Annotated in this window: 20 protein-coding genes and 2 tRNA genes; 19 read left to right on the forward strand and 3 right to left on the reverse strand. The window is 42.6% G+C overall.

Going from position 1 to position 20,812, the window contains the following annotated elements; translation table 11 throughout:
* Positions 1 to 10: 10 nt before the first annotated feature.
* Entirely contained in the window at positions 11 to 1,081 is a 1,071-nt protein-coding gene (locus NA23_RS00920) for a transglutaminase domain-containing protein (RefSeq protein ID WP_033191443.1), read from the forward strand.
* Between the two features lie 74 nt (positions 1,082 to 1,155).
* Here NA23_RS00920 and NA23_RS00925 read toward each other — a convergent pair whose 3' ends face one another.
* The gene (locus NA23_RS00925) at positions 1,156 to 1,539 is read right to left on the reverse strand and encodes a hypothetical protein (protein WP_236938423.1); all 384 of its coding nucleotides are present in this window, start codon (positions 1,537 to 1,539) and stop codon (positions 1,156 to 1,158) included.
* A 75-nt stretch (positions 1,540 to 1,614) separates the two neighbouring features.
* Positions 1,615 to 2,013: an AAA family ATPase gene (locus NA23_RS00930; protein WP_052107109.1), complete on the reverse strand. Its 399-nt coding sequence runs from the start codon at positions 2,011 to 2,013 to the stop codon at positions 1,615 to 1,617.
* Positions 2,014 to 2,562: 549 nt separating this feature from the next.
* On the opposite strand from NA23_RS00930, the gene NA23_RS00935 reads away from it, so the two are divergent.
* From NA23_RS00935 to NA23_RS01020, 18 genes are all read left to right on the forward strand, one after another.
* Positions 2,563 to 3,294: a M48 family metallopeptidase gene (locus NA23_RS00935; protein WP_052107108.1), complete on the forward strand. Its 732-nt coding sequence runs from the start codon at positions 2,563 to 2,565 to the stop codon at positions 3,292 to 3,294.
* Between the two features lie 42 nt (positions 3,295 to 3,336).
* Positions 3,337 to 3,412, forward strand: a tRNA-Met gene (locus NA23_RS00940).
* A 25-nt stretch (positions 3,413 to 3,437) separates the two neighbouring features.
* Positions 3,438 to 3,513, forward strand: a tRNA-Thr gene (locus NA23_RS00945).
* A gap of 116 nt (positions 3,514 to 3,629) precedes the next feature.
* Positions 3,630 to 4,946, forward strand: a complete 1,317-nt coding sequence (gene obgE / locus NA23_RS00950) for a GTPase ObgE (RefSeq protein ID WP_033191442.1) — start codon at positions 3,630 to 3,632, stop codon at positions 4,944 to 4,946.
* Entirely contained in the window at positions 4,915 to 5,553 is a 639-nt protein-coding gene (gene nadD / locus NA23_RS00955) for a nicotinate (nicotinamide) nucleotide adenylyltransferase (RefSeq protein ID WP_249477105.1), read from the forward strand. Before obgE ends, nadD begins: the two co-directional genes overlap by 32 nt.
* Positions 5,554 to 6,483, forward strand: coding sequence for a tRNA dihydrouridine synthase (locus tag NA23_RS00960; protein WP_033191440.1), 930 nt, complete (start codon positions 5,554 to 5,556; stop codon positions 6,481 to 6,483).
* A gap of 31 nt (positions 6,484 to 6,514) precedes the next feature.
* Entirely contained in the window at positions 6,515 to 7,129 is a 615-nt protein-coding gene (locus tag NA23_RS00965; RefSeq protein WP_033191439.1) for a histidine phosphatase family protein, read from the forward strand.
* 23 nt (positions 7,130 to 7,152) lie between these two features.
* Positions 7,153 to 7,368, forward strand: coding sequence for a hypothetical protein (locus NA23_RS00970; protein ID WP_033191438.1), 216 nt, complete (start codon positions 7,153 to 7,155; stop codon positions 7,366 to 7,368).
* Between the two features lie 34 nt (positions 7,369 to 7,402).
* Positions 7,403 to 8,518, forward strand: coding sequence for an ABC transporter ATP-binding protein (locus tag NA23_RS00975; protein ID WP_033191437.1), 1,116 nt, complete (start codon positions 7,403 to 7,405; stop codon positions 8,516 to 8,518).
* A gap of 56 nt (positions 8,519 to 8,574) precedes the next feature.
* Positions 8,575 to 9,405 (forward strand): ABC transporter permease, encoded by an 831-nt coding sequence (locus NA23_RS00980; protein ID WP_033192521.1) that lies wholly within the window; start codon positions 8,575 to 8,577, stop codon positions 9,403 to 9,405.
* A complete protein-coding gene (locus tag NA23_RS00985) occupies positions 9,392 to 10,162 on the forward strand; it encodes an ABC transporter permease (RefSeq protein ID WP_033191436.1) in 771 nt (256 codons plus the stop codon). Before NA23_RS00980 ends, NA23_RS00985 begins: the two co-directional genes overlap by 14 nt.
* Before the next feature lie 55 nt (positions 10,163 to 10,217).
* On the forward strand, positions 10,218 to 11,051 hold the full coding sequence (locus NA23_RS00990) for a purine-nucleoside phosphorylase (protein ID WP_033191435.1): 834 nt from the start codon (positions 10,218 to 10,220) through the stop codon (positions 11,049 to 11,051).
* Positions 11,052 to 11,076: 25 nt separating this feature from the next.
* The gene (locus tag NA23_RS00995) at positions 11,077 to 13,365 is read left to right on the forward strand and encodes a methyl-accepting chemotaxis protein (RefSeq protein WP_033191434.1); all 2,289 of its coding nucleotides are present in this window, start codon (positions 11,077 to 11,079) and stop codon (positions 13,363 to 13,365) included.
* Between the two features lie 155 nt (positions 13,366 to 13,520).
* Positions 13,521 to 14,882 (forward strand): tRNA uridine-5-carboxymethylaminomethyl(34) synthesis GTPase MnmE, encoded by a 1,362-nt coding sequence (mnmE, locus tag NA23_RS01000; RefSeq protein ID WP_033192520.1) that lies wholly within the window; start codon positions 13,521 to 13,523, stop codon positions 14,880 to 14,882.
* Between the two features lie 419 nt (positions 14,883 to 15,301).
* Entirely contained in the window at positions 15,302 to 17,317 is a 2,016-nt protein-coding gene (gene flhA / locus NA23_RS01005; protein WP_052107265.1) for a flagellar biosynthesis protein FlhA, read from the forward strand.
* The gene (gene flhF, locus NA23_RS01010) at positions 17,314 to 18,432 is read left to right on the forward strand and encodes a flagellar biosynthesis GTPase FlhF (RefSeq protein WP_033191431.1); all 1,119 of its coding nucleotides are present in this window, start codon (positions 17,314 to 17,316) and stop codon (positions 18,430 to 18,432) included. Before flhA ends, flhF begins: the two co-directional genes overlap by 4 nt.
* Positions 18,413 to 19,249 carry a P-loop NTPase gene (locus NA23_RS01015; RefSeq protein WP_033191430.1) on the forward strand — a complete coding sequence of 279 codons (837 nt, stop codon included), beginning with the start codon at positions 18,413 to 18,415 and terminating at the stop codon, positions 19,247 to 19,249. The genes flhF and NA23_RS01015 overlap by 20 nt, the downstream gene beginning before the upstream one ends.
* The gene (locus tag NA23_RS01020) at positions 19,246 to 19,803 is read left to right on the forward strand and encodes a PilZ domain-containing protein (protein WP_033191429.1); all 558 of its coding nucleotides are present in this window, start codon (positions 19,246 to 19,248) and stop codon (positions 19,801 to 19,803) included. The genes NA23_RS01015 and NA23_RS01020 overlap by 4 nt, the downstream gene beginning before the upstream one ends.
* Here the strand turns inward: NA23_RS01020 and NA23_RS01025 are convergent.
* Positions 19,793 to 20,722, reverse strand: coding sequence for a DDE-type integrase/transposase/recombinase (locus tag NA23_RS01025; RefSeq protein ID WP_033191365.1), 930 nt, complete (start codon positions 20,720 to 20,722; stop codon positions 19,793 to 19,795). The genes NA23_RS01020 and NA23_RS01025 overlap by 11 nt on opposite strands.
* Positions 20,723 to 20,812: the final 90 nt, after the last annotated feature.

The raw sequence follows: 20,812 nt of genomic DNA on the forward strand, positions 1-20,812 counted from the left end.
GATAGTTGTTATGAAAAGAACTTCAATCCTCACATTGATTGTTCTATCGCTACTTTGCACCATGGCCTTTGCCAAGGTGTACCAGGTCTATTCAGCTGATGATGTTGAGAGAGCAATCGTCAGTGATATTCACAGCTATGAACAAAAGACAGTTCTAAAAGCAAATGGGACAAACAACGCGACGATGCTTAAGTTGGTGGGGACGATTATTGAAATTATCCCTGAGCAGTTGTTTATACAAAGATGGAGCGCTGATTCAATCGAGCAGGCAGGAAGTGTTGAAACAACGATAACGTACGTGTATTTAGAATCCGAGGCAGAGCGCAAGGCGGTTGATGAGTTCATATCAAAGAATTTGCCTTCGATTCTTAAGAATGCACGTACGGATTTAGAAAAGGTCTACGCGCTTAACGAATGGATAAAATCATACATTCAGTACGATGAGTCTTATTCCCACAAGAATGTTTATTCAACTTTGAAAGACAGAAAAGGTGTATGCCAAGGGTATGCGCTCTTGTTTTATAGACTTGCGAAAGCAGCAGGGATAGATGTGCTACTTGTCAGTGGTGAGGCAAAGTCTCCATACGAATCAGCAGAAAAACTTGTCCCACATGCGTGGAACATTGTGAAGATAGCGGGAAACTGGTACTACATCGATACAACATGGAACGACAGTCTAGGTATGAACACTTACTTTCTCTTTGGTAAAAATCAAGCAAGGTATTCGCACTATGCAAAGACGAAAATTCCAGTTACCATATCGACTAAAGGTTTTGCAGAAAAGTTGTATGAAGAAATACTCAGTGGAAATAAACAGTCAGCGGGCCTTTTTAACTCGCTGTACGGTAATTTGGCAGATAAATACGATGATTTGGTCGCTTATTTGACAAAGGGACTAAGAGATAGAAGCGAGGTTGTTTTTGTCGGACATACTAATTTTGTTTCAAAGTATTTGTCAAAAGCAGTTGAAGAAGCGCTGTACAACGCGAATGTGAAAAGCGTAAGCTACGACTATTCGCATTTTTATCTTTTCACGTATGGCGATAAGGATTTCTACGTATGGCAGGTTAGGTTTAAGTGACCTTACCAGCCCATCCCGAGCGCCCACATTGGGATGGCGTTTCTCACAGGTACGTCGATATCGTCTCTAATCACTTATTGAGAGTCCTTCTTTTTCTTGTTCTCACCACCTATCTCCAAACTAATATCATCGAATAGAAAATCTCCTTTCGGTTCATCTTTTTGTACTAACAACCTTCCTCTGTCTTTGAGAGCAAAAACAACAAACGCCTCGCGAAAGTTTCCTATCTCCCCTTCCAACACACTGTAGAGCGTGGGGTCGAAAAAGAATATCTTTCCGCCTTTAGAATACGGCCTTTCGATAAGTGATTTTTGAACTATATTTACCAATCCCACTTCTTTCAATGCGTTGAGCAGTTCAAAGAGTTTCTCCTTGCCAATTCCCCAATCTCTACACATGGCCTCTACGTTTATCGTGGGAATTTTCGAGTAAGCCAAATGGCTAACGATGGCTTTCATGACTGCGAGGTGATTTACGCTCAGCGAATTGACAGACATCAAAGTGGGTTGGATAATTACAAACCTGGGCGAAAGTTAGGCCCTACTTTTATGCAGCGCTATCGAGCCACTGTCGCTAATCCAAATTTTTTTGTTTGGAAAGGAATCGTATAGTGATTTGATTTGTAGTCCCCAGTCTTTGAGGAAATGTACTTCATCGACTATGAGTCCGTTGTATGATAAAAGGACGAGTTGGGCTAATTCTAAAAAAGGCACGGCATTTATTAAAGGATCATCAGCTGAGACATAGAACATCTCCTCGCTTTCCGCTGTGGAAAGAAGGAAAGTCGTTTTCCCGCTTCCCCTCGGTCCGAACAGTAAAATTCCTCTACTCGTCGACCTCCCTTTTAGCTTCTCAAAGTACAGTCTCTGCTTTTCGGGTAAGAAAGAAATAGCCCTCTTTGTTCTTAATTCAAGAGCCCTATCGACCGTCATTCCGCACACATCCCTCTTCTAATATATTCTGTTACACAACGATTATGCAACAGAAACGTTCTAATATGGAACGAAAACTAAGTCTTTTTTAAAAAATCGTTCTATTATAGAACGATTTATGGCTGAAATCGTTCTCACCCAGAACGATTTGACAGGTTATTGGGTGGAAATGTTGTGTAATTGTTCGAACTAGGGCTTGCTTATTTAAAGAAACTGAACATTAACTTCTGCATATGGTAGAATATTTATGATTCGTTGTTGTTCCAGATTTGAAGTTGTTGTGGTTTCTAATTTGAACTAAACTGTACAGACAATTGCTAATATGTAACCATCTGTCCGGTTTCTGGTATTTGGCACGAAACAGGACAGAAGAGAAAAGATGCAAAATTTGGTGTTAATAATATTGTTCGAGCGCTATCGAGAAATGGAACTTGGAAAAGCAGGACAATTTTTCGAGGTGAGAATATGAATAATATTTTAATCACAAAAGAGTGGTTGTATATAATCATAAGGTAAAATCCAAATTCGATAATGCGGGAGCATGAATATATGGCACATTCGGATAGGAATACAAACATTTTCGGTTTTTCAGTAGCGGGTGTTAATTTCAAAGTTGAAAGGAGCAGGCGAAGAAAGAGAACGGTTCAGCTGCATTTTGAAGATGAAAACACGATTGTCTTAATCGCTCCGTGGCATTTTGATAAAGAGAGAGCACTGGAGTTTGCGACAAGAAATATCGATAAAATTCGCTTGCTTCTTGATAAACATCGCTCACGAAGTCTGGAGAATGGGAAAGATGTGATTTTGTATTTTGGGAAACCTTTTAAAGTCGTGCTCAGTAGCAAAATTGTCGTTCCCATACTTTTCGACACCGAGCATTTTGTCGTTAATGAAAGATACGCCAAAGATATCGATATTTTGGCAAAGCACTGGCTCCGAAAACGGGCAGAAGAGTACCTTCCAAAAAGGTTGAAGGAAATTTCCAATGTCATGGGGATAAGCTACAAGAAGGTGCAGATAAGGGATGTTAAAACGCGGTGGGGAAGCTGTTCGTCTAAGGGGACGATTTCTTTGAACTGGAGGTTGATAATGGCGCCGGCTGAAGTGATAGACTACGTTTTGATCCACGAGCTTGCGCATATTGTTCATCCAAACCATAGCAGAAATTTTTGGGCGTTTGTGGGAAGGTTCTGTCCAAACTATAAGGTTCACAGAAATTGGCTGAAAAGGAATGGTTTTTTGTTGCTTAACTGGGCGACAAAGGATACCTTGACACACTAAAAAGTGTATGGTAAAATCATACCGCTGTTTGAGAAAAAGTGTGGCGGCGTAGCTCAGTGGCTAGAGCAGATGATTCATAATCATCGTGTCGAGGGTTCGAGTCCCTCCGCCGCCACCAGTTTTTTTAAGTTTTCAGGCTTCGAGCCAGCGTAGCTCAACCGGTAGAGCGACGCATTCGTAATGCGCAGGTTGAGGGTTCGAGTCCCTCCGCTGGCTCCAAAAAATTGAAAATAAAAAACTCAAGGGCGGACTCCGAGGGGAGTCCATATTTTTTTGTATTTTGAGTGTATAATATTCTCAGAAAAGTTTAAGATAGAGGAAGAGGTGTTAAAGGTATGGAAAAGGTAGGATTCGTCGATGTTGTGGATTTTTATGTAAAAGCAGGTAATGGCGGAAATGGTGCAGCAACGTTTAGGCGAGAAAAGTATGTGCCGTTCGGAGGACCAGACGGCGGAGATGGTGGAGATGGTGGGTACGTTTTTCTTGTTGCAGACCCAACTATCTCCACGCTTTATCCATTGACTGAGAAGAGAAAGTACTTCGCAGAGAATGGAGAAAACGGAAGAAGGAAAAAGCAGCACGGCAAGAACGGTAAGGATTTGATTTTACGAGTTCCTGTTGGTACTATCGTGCGTGATTACGATACAGGCGAGATTATAGCAGACCTTGACGAGCCTGGGAAATATTGCTGTGTGGCGCGCGGTGGTAAGGGCGGAAGGGGTAATACGCACTTCAAATCCTCTACAAACCAGGCACCTAAGCTTGCAGAAAAGGGCGCACCCGGTGAAGAGAGACACATACTCTTGGAATTGAAGCTGCTTGCCGATGCAGGCTTGGTTGGATATCCAAATGTTGGCAAGAGTTCGATAATCTCGCGCATAAGTAATTCTAAGCCGAAGATAGCCAACTACCATTTCACAACACTGGTTCCGAACCTTGGAGTAGTTGTTGTTGATAAGCCAGAGAATTCATTTGTGATAGCTGATATTCCCGGACTGATAAAAGGAGCAAGTCAGGGTAAAGGGCTTGGAAACGTCTTTTTGAGGCACGTTGAGAGGTGTAATTTGATTGTACACGTAGTGGATATAGCAGGCAGTGAAGGAAGAGATCCTATCCAAGATTACTACGATATACGCAAAGAGCTTGAGTTCTTCAGCCCTGAACTGGCAAGTAAGGAAGAAATCGTTGTTGGGAATAAGTCTGATTTGCTTTCGGAAGACGAGCTGAAATTCAACATCGAGCGGTTCAAAGAGCAGACAGGTAAGGATGTGCTACCGATTTCAGCTGTAACGGGCTACAACCTCGATACGCTGAAGTACACGGTTTGGGAACGCATAAAGGAAAGTAGAAAGTTGCTTGCCGAGAAGATAGATATCGACAAAATCGAGTTCGTCAAGCCTGAACCTGTGAAGATATTGCTGCCTGAGAAAGTGGATATTACGATAACACGTAACGATAAGGGTGAGTTTGAAGTGCACAGCGAGTATATCTCGACTTATCTTGAAAAGTACAAGAAGGAAGCAAAGTACATGCTTGAAGATATAATCGAAATTCTTGAGAAGAACGGCCTTGATGAGAAGTTGAGAAAGGCTGGTGCGAAAGATGGAGATACTGTATGGGTTGAAGGAGTTGATTTCATTTTCAAAGAGTGACACGGCGGTTGTTTTTGGCAGTTCTTTTAATCCACCACACATCGGGCATATCGTGATTTTCAACTACGCACTGAATTATTTTGATGCGGACTTTTATATCGTCCCTACGAACGTACCGCCGCACAAACAGATTGCCGTACCGTTTGAAAAGCGCTTTGATTGGGCGGTGCGAACTTACGAAGTGTTTGATGGTGTGGATAAAGCAATATATATCACCGATATGGAAAGGCATATAGAGGGAATAAATTATGCTATCTACAATGTTGAGTATTTTTTGAAATACTACAAGAACGTGATTTTGCTTGTTGGAGAAGATGCACTGGGGAATATTGAAAGATGGTACAAGTACGATGAACTTTTGAGAAAGTGCATCTTGGCGGTTTATCCAAGAACACGCGACGGAAGTCTTTACAAAAGGGGACGCGAAGTGCTTGGTGCATTGTACGAGAGAGTCTTGGAGTTGAATTTCCCGATTGTTGAGGTTTCTTCTTCGGAAATTAGAAGGTTTGTTAGGGAAGGCAAGACGATAGCAGGGTTGGTACCAAAGCAGTTAGAGAATGATGTAAGGCAGACTTATATCAACCTCGAAGAAGGGGAAAGATGGTAGATGGCTGTCAAGGAGAATTTCTTACCAGGAAAAGTCGGGTTGGCTCCCATGGCGGGGGTTACGGATTATCCGTTTAGAAAGATATGCTTTGAGCATGGTGCACAGTTTGGTTTTACCGAGATGATCAGTGCCAAGAGCGTGCTGTTGAATATTTCTGTGAATGAAGTCTACTTCCCAAGAGAAGATGAAAAGTACTTGGTAGGTGTGCAGCTTTTCGGTGCGGATCCTGTTGAATTAGCCGAAGCTGCTGCTTTGGTGCAGGAAAGAGGGCTTTGGGTGGATCTAAACGCAGGCTGCCCCGTGGCTAAGGTTGTGAAGCGCGGTGCAGGAAGTGCACTTTTAAAAGATATCGGACATTTGAAGATGGTTGTCAGGGAAATGAGGAAGGTTGTCAAAAGGCTGAGTGTTAAGACAAGGATAGGTTGGGAAAAAGATGAGTTTGAGAAGATTTACGATGCACTTGTAAGCGAGGGTGTTGATGTGATTTTTGTGCACGGAAGGACGGCAAAGCAGATGTATTCAGGCAAAGCGAAGTGGGATATCTACAATCCGGGCGTTGTGCCATTTTATATAAGTGGGGACATTTATTCGAAAGATGATATAAGACGTGCTATGGAGCTTTCAAACGTAGACGGTGTAATCGTCGCAAGAGGTGCCATCGGTAATCCGTGGATATTTTCAGATAGTCAGCCATCTATTGAAGAAAGACTGAAGGTTATTTTAAAACATATCGATTTGCTCTATCAAGAATACGGCAAGCACGGGGTTGTGGAATTCAGAAAGTTCGTTGCTGGATACACGAAAGACATGCCACATGCAAGGGAATTTAGAAACAAGGTGATGAAGATAACGGATGTAGCTGAATTGAAAGCTGCATTTGTTGAGTATTTTAAGAATATATCAGCTCAGCATAAGCAAGAAGTTGTTTAGGTAATTGTTTTGAAAGGGGTTGAACTTGTAAATGGGTTGCGTATACCTTGTTAGACACGGTAGTACGGAGTGGAATGAAAGGCAGTTGTGGCAAGGGGTTGTGGATACAGAGCTTTCCGAAAAAGGTCGCATCCAAGCAAAGATGGTTGCGCAGTTTTTGAAAGGCAAGAACGTCTCTAAAATTTTTTCAAGTCCGATGAAGCGTGCGTATGAGACAGCAAAGATAATAGCAAATGCGATAGGGTACGAAGGGGAGATTGTTACAGATTATAGGCTGCGTGAATGTGAGATTAGGCTTTGGAACGGGAAGAATTTCGAGCAAGTGCTTTCAGACCACCACGAAGCGTTCAATGAATGGAGGACGAACCTGTTTTCTAACGTGGAAGGTGCAGAATCACTTGGAAGTGTTCAGGAAAGGATGTACGGATTTTTGAAAGAAATGGTAGTGCATTATCCAAACGAAAATGTTATAATTGTTTCGCACGCGATAGCACTGAGGATGTTGATTGCCAAAGTGCTTGGATTGATGCCGCCTGCACACCTGAATTTCAATTTGGATAACGCGTCTTTGAGCTGTTTGATTGCTAAGGATGGTAGCTTTAGAGTGAAGTTCTTAAACGTCACTGCCGAGGACCTTTCTTTCTGAATTTCATAAAAGGGGGATAATCGATGAAGCTTGTCCTGATTATACTTGGCTTTCTGTTTCTTGCGTATATTGCTGTGAAAGTGTTACCGCTGAAGTTGAGGTATGCGAATGTCTTTTTTGCGCTTAGTTTGATATTCCATATTTTTGCTGCGTTTACTTGGTCTTATGGATTCATCATATTGTCGTTTGTGCTTATAATAATATTCTTCCTCGTGCTACTTTACCTTTTTGGTTTGTGAATAGTTTGAAAAAACTGACAGGAGTGATGAAGAGTTGCCCGGAAGTAGCGTGAGTATCGTTAATGTGGATAAGTACTTTGGGGATTTCCACGTGCTGAAGAACATAAACCTCGAGATTAGAGCAAACGAGTTCTTCTCAATTCTTGGGCCTTCCGGTTGTGGAAAGACGACACTGCTACGCATTATCGCAGGACTTGAAGATGTCGATGATGGCGATGTGCTACTCGATGATAAAAGTATCATCAATCTTCCTCCTAATAAAAGACCTGTCAATACGATATTTCAAAATTACGCACTATTTCCTCATCTGAATGTCTACGAGAATATCGCTTTCCCATTGAGACTTAAGAAACTTTCCGAGGGTGAGATAAGAGAAAAAGTTCAGTGGTTGTTATCACTCACAAGGCTTGAAGAACATGCGAAAAAGAAACCTGCCCAGTTGTCTGGTGGGCAAAAGCAGAGGGTATCGCTGGCCAGGGCACTTGCGAATGAACCAAAAGTGCTCCTTTTAGATGAACCTGTTAGTGCACTCGATGCGAAGCTCAGACAAGAGCTTCTAATCGAGCTGGACAATTTGCATGATAAGGTTGGTATCACGTTCATATACGTTACACACGACCAGGCTGAAGCGATAAGCGTTTCGGATCACGTCGCGGTGATGAACAATGGGGAGGTTGTCCAGTACGGCACGCCATACGAGATCTACGAAAGCCCTGCCGATGCGTTTGTCGCTACGTTCATAGGCGAGAGTAATTTGATGAAAGGGACTGTGAAAAGGTTGATTTCGGAAAGTTACGTGCTTGTCGAATTTCCTACACTTGGTGAGATCGTGTGTTACCGGGATAAACCGGTTGATGTGAACGATGACGTGTTAGTCACGCTTAGACCTGAAAAGATTAGAATCACTCACTCAAGACCTCAAGTGCCTGAGGATTCGTTTACGAATATTTTGCACGGCGTTGTTGACGAGACGATATACATGGGTTACCAGACGAAGTATTTTGTTAGAACGGATGGTGGGTACATACTCAGAGTCTACAAACAGCACGCAAGTTACCTGCTCGATGAGAAAATCATCCAGTGGAAAGACGAGGTTTTCCTTTACTGGAACCCGGACGATAGTTTCATCGTGGAGGTCGACAAAGGGTGAGTAAAAAAGAACAATTAGAGAAGTTTGATAAAGATAGAGCAAATGTATCAAAATGGATGAGAAGAGGCTACGACGGCTACGGGCTTGTTTATCTTTTTTGGCTCGCTGTGTTCTTCTTAGTTCCTGTTATAGTAATACTGGCTTACAGCTTTTTTGAAAGGGATTACCAAGGCGGTGTAATTTTCAAATTCTCACTGGAAGGCTACAGAGATATTCTCAATCCTAACTATCTTCTTGTCTTCCTCCGAACAGTTTGGATTTCGCTAATTTCCTCGATTGTATCCATTGTTATAGCTGTACCTGTAGCTTATTATATTGCATTTAGCAAATGGAAGAACCTACTGTTGCTGCTCGTTATTGTGCCGTTTTGGACGAACTCTTTGATAAGGATTTACGCGTGGATATTCATCCTTGGAAACAACGGGATTGTCAATCAGTTTCTAATAAGGATGGGATTCACTGAGTCTTACGTCCAATTTATATACAACAACTTCGCGGTTGTTCTTGTGCTTGTTTACACCTACCTACCGTTTGCAATATTGCCATTGTATTCATCTATAGAGAGACTTGAGAAGCATATATTCGAAGCGGCGATGGACCTAGGTTGCACGAAAAGGCAAGTTTTTTTCAAGGTGCTTTTACCTAATATAAGGCAGGGGATAGTTTCATCTTTTGTATTTGTGTTTATCCCCGCGATAGGGACGTACGCGGTTCCCGAGTTGGTCGGTGGGAAGAATTCCAGGTTGATTGGAAATGAAATTGCAAGGCTGCTTACTACGGCGAGAAACTGGCCTGCTGCAGCTGCGATATCTTCCGTGCTACTTGCAATCACGATAATTGCCGTAATCGTGTTTATATTCGGTGGTGAGAAACGTGAAGCCAGGTAAATTCGCGCTCGTAGTGACTTTGATTGTGCTGCTCTTTTTCTATGTTCCCATATTCATCGTTGTGCTCTTTTCGTTCAATTCATCTAAATCACCGGAATGGACGGGTTTCAGTTTGAAATGGTACGAAAAGCTCTTCACCTCATCTGCACATATCTGGCGCACGTTTATGAATTCCATCATCGTTGGTATCAGTTCAAGTTTTGTAGGGGTGATATTGGGGACGTTCGGTGCGGTTGCGATGTACATGGGTTCTAAGAAGTTTAAAAAGCTCATGTGGACAACCACCTACATTCCGTTCATTATTCCAGACATCATCATCGGTGTTTCTCTGCTAGTGTTTTTCACCACGATTCATCTGAGGCTCAGTTTGTTTACGATATTCATAGCGCATGTGACGTTCTCGATTCCATACACGATGATGATCATCCTTACGAGGCTTCAGGATTTTGATAAGTCGATAATTGAGGCAGCTTACGATTTAGGAGCTACGCGCGCTATCGCTCTTTGGAAGGTTATTATTCCAATAGCGCTCCCGGGAATTGTTGCCGCGTTTTTTATGGCGTTTACGCTTTCTATAGACGATTTCGTGATTACGTTCTTCGTTGCTGGCCCAAGCTCAACAACGCTGCCTTTGCAGATATTCTCGATGGTGAGGTTTGGCATCTCACCAGTGATTAACGCAATTTCAACGCTTTTGCTTGCTGGAACGATTTTCATAAGCGTTTTGCTAAGAAAGTACGTGAGGTATATAATATAAGTGGTCTTTTTACCAAGCTCGAAAATATCTAACACTACGGCGGAGGTGTGAAGAGATGGTTCAGGATATTAAGACTTACGTTGAAAGAGTCAAGAAGGCAGCAGAGTTCATTAAATCTAAAGTTGCTGAGACTCCGGAAGTTTGTATCGTGCTTGGCTCTGGTCTGCATGGCATTGCAGATATAGTTGAAAACCCGATTAGGATACCATACAAAGAGATTCCCGAATTCCCAGTTTCAACTGCTCCGGGCCACAAAGGAGAGTTGATCTTCGGAAAGATCTCCGGTAAGTACGTAGCACTGATGAATGGAAGGTTCCACTACTACGAAGGCTACCACATGAGGGATGTTACCTTCGGTGTAAGGGTCATGCAGGAACTAGGCGTTAAATACTTGTTCTTAACGAACGCAGCCGGCGGTCTTAATCCAGATTTTGAGGTTGGCAGACCGATGATAATCAGCGACCATATAAATATGATGGGCGATAATCCGCTTATAGGTCCGAACGTTGAGGAATGGGGTCCAAGGTTTCCGGATATGTCAAATGCGTACGACAAAGAGCTCAGGACAATTGCTAAAAAAGTTGCAGAAGAGCTCAACATCCCGGTCTACGAAGGCGTTTACGTTGCCGTGGCAGGTCCAAATTTCGAAACACCTGCTGAACTGAGGATGCTCAGGTGGATGGGCGCTGATGCAGTTGGTATGTCGACGGTTCCTGAAGTCATCGCAGCAGCGCACAGAGGTACAAAGGTACTTGCCATTTCTGCTATCACAGATAGAGCAGTTCCGGACGATTTAAAACCACTTACAGCAGAAGAGGTTCTCGAAGTTGCACACAGGACTGGACAGCTGATAGCGAAGATAATGATTAAAGTTTTGGAAAGAATATAAGTTTACAGTATAGCTGGTGAGAGTTATGTCGATTCGAACTCGACTTCTTTTGTTAGCGATCTTGCTGGTATCGGTTCCATTAACGATTTCTGTTTTGTTCACTGTTGTTAATCTGTCCAGAGAGAGTGCGAGAATAGAGAACGAAGTCAGAAAGCAGTTAGGAGATCCAAAGGTCATTTTCAAAGATTTCTTCGACACGTTCTCAAAACAATTGGAGGAACACATCAATGCGTACAACGAGAAATTAGTTGCCGCTGTTGAGAAGCAAAAAGAGAGCGTTCAGAAGGCTTTTGAAGCAGTCTACCTCGGAGCACTTGAGAAAGAAGCGAATTCAATAAAGAACGTTGTTGAAAACCTGATAAAAGAGAAAGTGAGCACGATAGAAAACCTTTCTAAAGTGGCTGCAAGTTCAAAAGAAGTCGTCAATGCGGCATCTGAGAAGAATTTAGGGCTGGCAGAGAAAAGAAGCCTTCTGAACAATTATGTGGAACGCGCGTTGTTTGACTACATTTCGCTATGGACGATTGAATCATCCGAGCCGAAGTTGAAGACAAGGCCGTTTGTGAACCTAGGTGAAAGGTATCTTGTTGAGTACGCTTATTCGCTTGCACCTGGTGTTGAGGCAACGACGTATAAGGATTTAGAGTTCGCAAATGAAATCGTTGACAGGGTAAAAAAGATTCTGAGTTCACCATCTGTGTATTCGGAATCTTTTGTATTTAAAGGCAACAAGGGGATTTATTTCATCGCACTCAACCCGGTGATGCACCCGCAGTTGGGCAATACAGTTACGGGGTTTGTTATTGCAACAGGAAGGCTCGCAGATAATTTCCTGGACGATATCAAAAGACTCACAAGTGCTGAGTTAACGATTTACATTGATGGTAAGGCGTACGCAACAACAAAAGTTGATGAAAATGGCGAACGAACTTTGGGCGTAGATGAGCCGAGTGAAGATAAGTACACGTTCAAAGTAGGCACTGAAGAATACCTTGCGATTAAGAGCGACTTAAACGTTGCGGGTGAAACGTTGGGCAAGTTCGAGGTAGCGGTCAGAAAAGAGACCGTGAGTGCGCAAATCGAAATACCACAGCCGGAGAAATTCCAGATGCCTGAAATTAAGATGCCTGAAGTTAAGGTTAGTATTGATTTGAATCTTGCAAGGTTGGTTGTAATCAATTTGATTGTAGGAATTGCCATCCTTGCGATAGCACTTGTCGTTTCTGTACCTATGATCAATAGCATCTCAAAAGAAATTGTTAGGTCTTCTGAAATTATCGAAAAATTCTCTAACGGTGAGCTTGTATCGTTCAATGTAAAGACGTTTGGTGAATTTGAACGGGTTATTAATTCGCTTAAACGACTTTCAGAGAATTTGCGTGAGTACGCAAGGGATATGAAAGAAAGTTCAAAAGAACTGACAAGCGAAATCGAGCAAGTCACAGCGATTAAGGAGACTTTGGAAAACTCAGTTTCAAGGTTCAGTGAGTTTGTTGAAAGATACATAACGGATGTTGAGGATGTCAAATCGAAGATTATGATGCTCCAGCAAACCGTTGAAACGTCGATGGAAAGCAACGAGAACCTTTCACAGCAACTATCTGAGCTTTTGAGAGATATAGAACACGCTCAGGCGGAGATTTTGCGAAACGTAGCTTTGATAGAGGAGATGAATGAATCGGTCAATGCAAATGTTGAAGTCTTTGAGAAATTCAGTACCACTGTGCGAAGAACGATAGAAAAATTTGCATCTATTAAGGACTCTATTGCAAAGATTCAAAATGTCGCCTCACAGACAAACCTGCTTGCTCTGAACGCGGCAATTGAAGCTGCAAGAGCCGGGGAAGCGGGTAGAGGATTTGCGGTTGTTGCCGATGAGGTTATGAAGCTCTCTGTGGAAATCAACAACCTTTCGAAAAACCTTGTAAGAGAAGTTGATACTTACACGAACGACCTCAAGGAACTGGACAGACTCTACGAAACCTCTGGTGAGAAGTTCAGAAGGTTACAGCAAGCAAAGGAGGAATTCTCATCAAATTACTACACTGTTATCGAGAAAGTCCAAGAGATCGGCACTCTCAGTGCGCAAGTTGGGGTTCAAATCCAGGAAAATAACGCTACGTTCTCACAGATAGAATCCCTCATGGACGATGTGTCGAACTCGGTTATATCTTCTTCAGAACAGTTGCGCAGGTTCAACAAAGAGTTCAGAGAAATCACGGTGGTCTTCGAGCAGTTGGGTGAAAGTACAGAGAAATTGAGAGAGATAGCAAGAAAGATGGAGAACATCTCGCAGTGGTTCAAAGTCGATTAAAATAGCTGAGAAAAGTAACTTATCGGTGGCTCGAAAGAGCCACCTTTTTCGTAAAACGGTTTCGTGGTATAATTGGAAATAGCTTTGTGTATTATAGGCCTATCAACTTTAGGAGTGATAAATCGAAAATGGTAGAATTGGAAAAGCTGCAAGAGATGGAAATTTTGGAGAATAATGACGATACACGCGATACAATTGTCGCAATAGCAACACCACCTGGTGTTGGTGCTATTGGTATTGTAAGAGCTTCCGGACCTCATTCGTGGCGTATTTTGGAAGACTGCGTTCGAAAAAGTATCGAAGCTGAAAGAAGAGTCGTTTACGGTAATTTCTACGATAGCGATGGAAATATCGTAGATGAGGTGCTCTTTGTCGGTTTCAAAGGACCGCGCAGTTATACAGGGGAAGATATGGTAGAGGTCTTCTGCCACGGCGGTATACTGGTTACGCAGAAGATTTTAGAAGAATTCATTAAAAGGGGAGCAAGGCTTGCTAAGAACGGTGAGTTCACAAGAAGGGCATTCTTAAACGGAAAGATAGATTTAATCAAGGCGGAAGCGATTCTGCAGATAATAGAAGCCAAAAGCGAAGAGAGTCTGAAATTGGCCGTAGAGAACTTGAAAGGCAAGTTGTCGGGAGAAGTATCGGCGATACGAAAGATGCTGATAGATGCACTTTCGAAAATAGAAGTGACGATAGATTACGGTGACGACATCGAGATTCCAAGAGAAGAGATAGCACAGGATGTGGAAAACATCGTTAAGTTTTTGTCTGAAAAGCTTGCACACGCAGACAAAGGCATCCACGTATCCACAGGTGTTACGCTTGCAATTGTTGGAAAACCGAACGTTGGAAAGAGCACGCTGCTCAACAGGCTACTTGTCGAAGATAGGGCGATTGTGACGGACATTCCCGGTACCACAAGGGATGTGATAAGAGGGGAAATAAAGATACGGGGTATCCATTTTGTCATTTCCGATACCGCTGGGATAAGGGAGACAAATGACGTTGTAGAAAAGATAGGAATCGATAGGGCGATACGAGAGGCAAGTCAGTCCGATGTGGTGTTGTTTGTGCTTGACGCGACGACCGGTTTTACGAAAGATGATGAATATATAATGAATATAATCCAAGACAGCAACTTCATTGCTGTGTGGAATAAAACGGATATCGGAAATAAGATTTCGAAGGTCTCTAAAGATGGTGATGATATTTACATAAGCGCATCAACGGGCGAAGGGTTAAGAGCTCTTGAAGATAAGATCGTTGAACGGGTAAAACCGTTGGTAGAGGATGGACACCTGTCACACGTGACAACAAAAAGGCAGCTTGAGCATTTAAAAATAGTCCAACAGCACTTGAAAAAGGCTTTGGAAGCGATCAAGAGCGGGTACCCTGTAGATATCGTTTCGATCGATATCCGGAATGCGCTCTCCGAGCTTGATAGGCTCCTTGGAACTAACTTCACAGATGATCTACTCGACAATATATTTGCGAACTTCTGTGTCGGTAAGTAAATAAAAAAAAGCGGGCCTTTTCTGCCCGCATAAAGCCGTGGGGGGTGTATCTCAAGGGGGATAGGGGGTTCTCTGGGAAAAGTCTACCACAAGTTGAAAAAATTTGTGTTAAGCTATTGAGCACGTTTGTTATAATATTGCCGAACAAAGTTGTTACGAAATACTTTCCAATAACTCGACCTTTTTTCTTTGCCCTCTATTATATTAGACCACCAAAGTCTGAAAATCGTTCAAAAGTTTTTTGGAATTTTTTAGAAAATTTAAGAAATAGTTTTGAATAGTGTATTTTTGAAACTTGCCAACACATATGACAAAGGAAATTTTTGGCGTCCCAAATTTTAAGTGTATTTTGTTCTTGAGGTGAGAGTGTGAAAGCGGACGTTGGTGTAGCGTTGCTCGTTGTTGCGATAGTGCTCTTGATGATCATACCGATTCCGGACTTTTTACTGGATTTTTTCCAATTGCTGAATATCTCAATTTCTTTGGTTATACTCTTCTCAACGATGTACATCACTCACGCGCTTGAGCTCGCTTCGTTCCCGACGATGCTGTTGATAGTTACGATATTTCGTCTGGCTTTGAACGTTGCTTCAACAAGGGCGATTTTGCTTGAAGGACCGAAGTTCGGTGGAAAGGTCATTCAGACGTTTGGTAATTTCGTAGTTGGCGGAAACTACGTTGTCGGTATTGTTGTATTCTTAATACTTGTTATAATCCAATTCATCGTGATAACGCGCGGTTCTGAGAGGATCGCAGAGGTTGCGGCAAGGTTCACGCTCGATGCGATGCCAGGAAAACAGATGAGTGTCGATGCGGATTTGAACGCAGGTTTGATAACGGAAGATGAAGCCAGAAGACGTAGAGAAGAAATCAGACGCGAAGCCGATTTTTATGGTGCGATGGATGGTGCTTCAAAATTCGTCCGCGGAGATGCGATAGCAAGTATAATCATCACGCTGGTTAACAGCATAGGTGGTATAATAATCGGTGTATTGATGCACAGGCTGGGCTTTGCTGATGCTGCAAAGACGTTTCTACTCTACACCGTTGGAGATGGATTGGTATCCCAAATACCAGCGCTGATGGTATCGACGGCAACGGGCATCATCGTTTCAAGAAGTGCGACTAAGGATAACCTTGGAACTGAGTTGATAAGGGAACTATCGGGAGAGAAGAAGGTTATAATACTAACCGGAGTGGTGATAATCCTCCTTGGATTGTTCACACCTCTGCCTACGTTCACAAGCTTACTCATCGGTGGATTGTTTTTGACCGTCGGTATCATGATAAAAGAAGAAGCTAGGCCAGAGGTCCAACCTGGCATAGCTGGAGTTCCCGGTGTTGGAGGTGCACCTCCTGGAGCGGCAGGTGTACCAGCAGGACCTGTGCTGTCAACACCTGAAGAAGTTGCCGAGGTTTTGCAATCTGACACTGTGGAAATCAACATTGGATACGGTCTTCTACCGCTTGCTGACCTTTCGCAAGGTGGAGATATGTTGGAACGCTTGACGATGATACGTAGGCAGCTTGCCCAAGAGCTGGGGCTTGTGCTTTCACCTATAAGGGTAAGGGATAGCGTGTTATTGAAACCAAACGAGTACGCTATCTTTATACGTGGTGCAGAGGTTGCCAGGTACGAGCTATTCCCGAACAGGCTGCTTGCGATTAATCCGGGGTTTGTTACTGAGCGCATAGCTGGTATAGAGGTAAAAGAACCCGCGTTTGGACTTCAAGCGTTTTGGATAGACGAATCGAAAAGGGATGAGGCTATTCAAAAAGGTTTTACCGTTGTTGATCCTCCAACGGTTTTCGCTACGCATGTGACGGAGATTTTGAGAAGGTACGCACCAGAGTTGCTTGGTAACAGAGAGTTTCAGCTTTTGGTTGATGGTTTGAGAAGCAAATTCGATAGATTGGTTGACGAAGTATTCAATGTTGTAAAGCCAACAGTAGTGAAGAAGGTTTTGCAAGAATTATTGAGAGAGGGCGTTTCGATAAGGAATCTGCCGTTCATATTTGAACTCATTCTTGACAACGCGGAAAGGGCAAGAGATGTAGAAAGTCTGGTAGAATATGTTAGAAGGGGATTGAAGAGGCAGATCGCGAGTAAATTGTTAAGTCAAGACAAGCAAATCCACGCAGTTGCGCTTGATAGCGAATTAGAAAGGATGCTTACCGAGTCGATTTCAGAGAGTGATGAGGGCAGATATCTGAGTGTTAATCCACAGATTATGAGAGAAGTAATAGAGAGAATCTCTCAGGAATTGGAAAAGCTCATGAGGAAAGGCTATTCGCCGATTCTTATAGTCTCGGGAACGATACGACCTTATCTTGCAAAGATGGTTCTGAGGTTTATCCCTGGAGTTACGGTCATTGCATTTGAGGAAGTTCCAGAAGATGTCAATCTTTCAATCGAGGGTGTGGTGAGGATATGATTGTAAAAAAGTACCTCGTAACCGATATCAAGGAGGCTTTTGAAAAGATAAGGGGTGAGCTTGGAAAAGACGCGGTTATATTAAGTACCAGGAAGGTTAAAAAAGGTGGATTCCTTGGTATAGGTGCGAAAACATACCTGGAAGTTACAGCGGCGGTTGAAGAAAAGAAGACCCCTCAAACGGAAGAAAAAGGCCAGATTTATAAACTCCAGGAAATACTTTCGAAAACGAAGCAGCCTCAGCAGTCTACTGAGGATTTAACAGAGCTGAAGAGGATGATGCTTGAATTAAAATCGATGGTGGCATCTCAACGGGCGAATGAGCCACAGTGGGTGCAAGATTTAAGAAAGGCTTTGGAAAAGCAGGATGTGGACGAGGAAATCACCGAGAAGGTGATAGAATACGCTAAGGTTAAATACCAAGAGCTTGATTTTGGCAACGAAAATACAAGACTAATACTCTCTGAGATGTTCCTTCCTTTCATGAATACGTCTATACCTGAAATGAAAGGGAAGGTGCTTTTTGTTGGGCCAACGGGCGTTGGGAAGACAACGACTTTGGCGAAGTTGGCTGCAAAGTTGAAGCTGAACGACCACAAGCGTGTGGGAATTATCACACTTGATACTTATCGCATTGCTGCTGTTGACCAATTGAAAACGTACGCGATGCTCCTTGATGTCCCAATTAGAGTTGCGTACACACCTAAGGAAGCGAAGTTGGAGGTCGAAGCCTTATCCGATTACGATGTGATTCTAATAGACTCAGCAGGTAGGAGTCAGAAGAATGAACTCCATATGACTGAAATCAAGGCGATGGCCGAGGTTGTCGATCCAGACCTTGTGTTTTTAATTATAGGCATGCAGTACAGAGCAGAGGATGTTAGAGAGATAGCCGATAGATTTTCGATAGTATCGCCTACACACGTTGTGCTCTCCAAAATGGATGAAACTTCTTCGTACGGACATTTCGTAAACGTGCCCACGTTCTTAAATGTTCCCATCGCCTATGTAACGAATGGGCAAAGAGTACCAGATGATATAATGGAGGCAAACAGCAGAGAATTGGCGGTTCTTCTTGCACGCGAGGTGTTGAAAAATGCGAGATCAGGCAAGTAGCCTCAAAAGCAGTGAAATCATCGCGGTTATAAGTGGAAAAGGAGGTGTTGGGAAAACACTTGTTGCCACGAACTTGGCTGCAGTTGTTGCGGAAAATGAGAAAAAGGTCTTGCTGCTTGATGCAGATGTAGGGTTTACCAATGCCGATATATTACTCGGAGTTTATCCAAAGCACAGCATAAAAGATTTTGTGAATCACAAGTGCGACATAACAGATTTAATAACACCTACGAGTTACGGTATAGACCTCATATCTTTAGGCGGTGATGTCTCAGACCTACTTGCCACGAATGAGTTGGTGTTAAAAGACTTCGCAACTAATTTTTTGAAGCTACTTGAAAACTACGACGTTGTCATTATGGACATGCCTCCAGGATTTTCAAATTCGTACATGCCATTTTTGGCGTTGGTTGATAAATTTATCATATTGACCACACCGGAGCCGACCTCTGTGGTTAACACGTACACGATGATAAAGTTGCTCAGTATAAAGGGGATAAAAGGGGACGACATCCATATTGTGGCGAACATGGTTCAGAATATAAAAGAGGCGACGAGCCTTATGGAGCGATTTTCGGAGGTTGTTGAAAAGTTTGTGGGTAACAAAGTATCTTCAGTCACAATGATAAAGGAACACCCGCTTGTTGTCAAGAGCATTAACGACCGACAGCTTTTCGTGTTGAAATACAGGAGTATACAACCATCGTTCTCAATCATGCGCATAGCATCTTATGTACTTAGAAGTGAGATAAAAAAGATCGAGGAAGATACGTTAATCCAAAGGTTTTTAAGGTTCTTCAGAGGTGAGAACAAGTGACATTGGAAGAATACGTGAATGCTAACCTCTCTGGGGCTGTGCTGAGAGGATTTTCAAAAGATGGTGAGCTACTCGTAAGATTAAGAGAGCTTCATGGTAGGAATCTTAAAATTTCTTTTCTTTCTTTTGCCTCCGTCCCTGAGATTCTGAGGGTGGATATACCTATAGAAGGCTTTGTCCTGTCAGTTATTGGTAAATTGACCGCTCATCAGGAAGGTATTTACGAGTATACAGCCTTGGATAAAGCAGGAATCCTACAACGACGTGCGAAACCGCGGTATGCGGCTTTTGAACCGTGCTCGATATACGGCTTTCATTCGATAATTATCGATGTTTCCGAAAATGGATGCCAAGTGATTTCCGAATTCAAACCAAGGGTCAAGGAATCGGTTGAAATGAGACTTAGGAATAACACTGAAGAGATAATTGATGGGACTGTGATGTGGTCTGTTGAAGAGGAAGAATGCTATCGATACGGGGTTTATATCCCAAATCCAAGTAGTTCTTGGATGAAGCTTGTGGAAAAGTATAAAAACGATGCTGTTAACTTGTAGTGATGGAAGACAATAGAACACAGATAACACGCGCAATATCATTGTTGTTCAGTTTCAAGAGATTTCTCACTACACAAAAGCTGTTCACGTACATTGGAAGATTGTCAATATTCTTAAATCCACGCTTGGCTCGTACAAAGTCTTGGAATAACGAAAACTTCGATTCACATTGATTGTTTTGCCCAAGTCTCACAACAATATGATTGATATTCTTGTATAGTATCTTCACTGCACCATATGCACCAAGTCCATCTGTAATTAGTTCGATTGTTCTTTCGTTGTTACCAAAGAACTTCTCTAACAATATCTTCACTTGACCCATATCGCGATATTTGGATACATGCCAAGCAACAATAAGATTCGAATCGTGCTCAACTAAGAACCAAACGTAGTACTTTTTGGATTTAAACAAAACGACAGTTTCATCACCATGGACTTTGAAAGCATCTACAGGAACGAGGATGGAAAAGAAACAAGACAACTTAAGGATCCACTTGTAGATAGCGACATGAGAGACTTTGATATTAAGTGAGTCTCTGATGGAACGCAAGGACACAGCTTTGAAATAAAGGACGAAGGCTTTAAGGACAATAAAGATAGGGAAACGGAAGAACTTGAAAGAGTCGAAAGGAAGAGGGACAAATTGAGGTAAGTTAGTTGGGATTTCGTCTCTGGTATGGCAAGAACGGCAACGGAACTTAACGAAGGCTTTTTTGATTTTGTGGATTTGCATAGTTTTTCCACAGACAGGGCATTTAGGATAAGGGAAAGAGAAGAGCTTGTGTTTTTTTGAATGAACAAGTCTGAAAGTGCGCTTACAGTCTTTGCAAAAGTATTGTTGGTTACCGTACTTATCATGACCGTTTTTGTAGATGTTGGTAGAGCCGCATTTGGGGCAAGAGACTACAGAATTTTGCATAGTGGAGTACCTCCTTTTTGTGAGAATTGATGGTGGGGGGTGTTCCACTAATAAGAAGATAATACGGTTTTTGGAAATTTTCAATACTTT

This window comes from Fervidobacterium islandicum, from assembly GCF_000767275.3.
Classification (GTDB): domain Bacteria; phylum Thermotogota; class Thermotogae; order Thermotogales; family Fervidobacteriaceae; genus Fervidobacterium; species Fervidobacterium islandicum.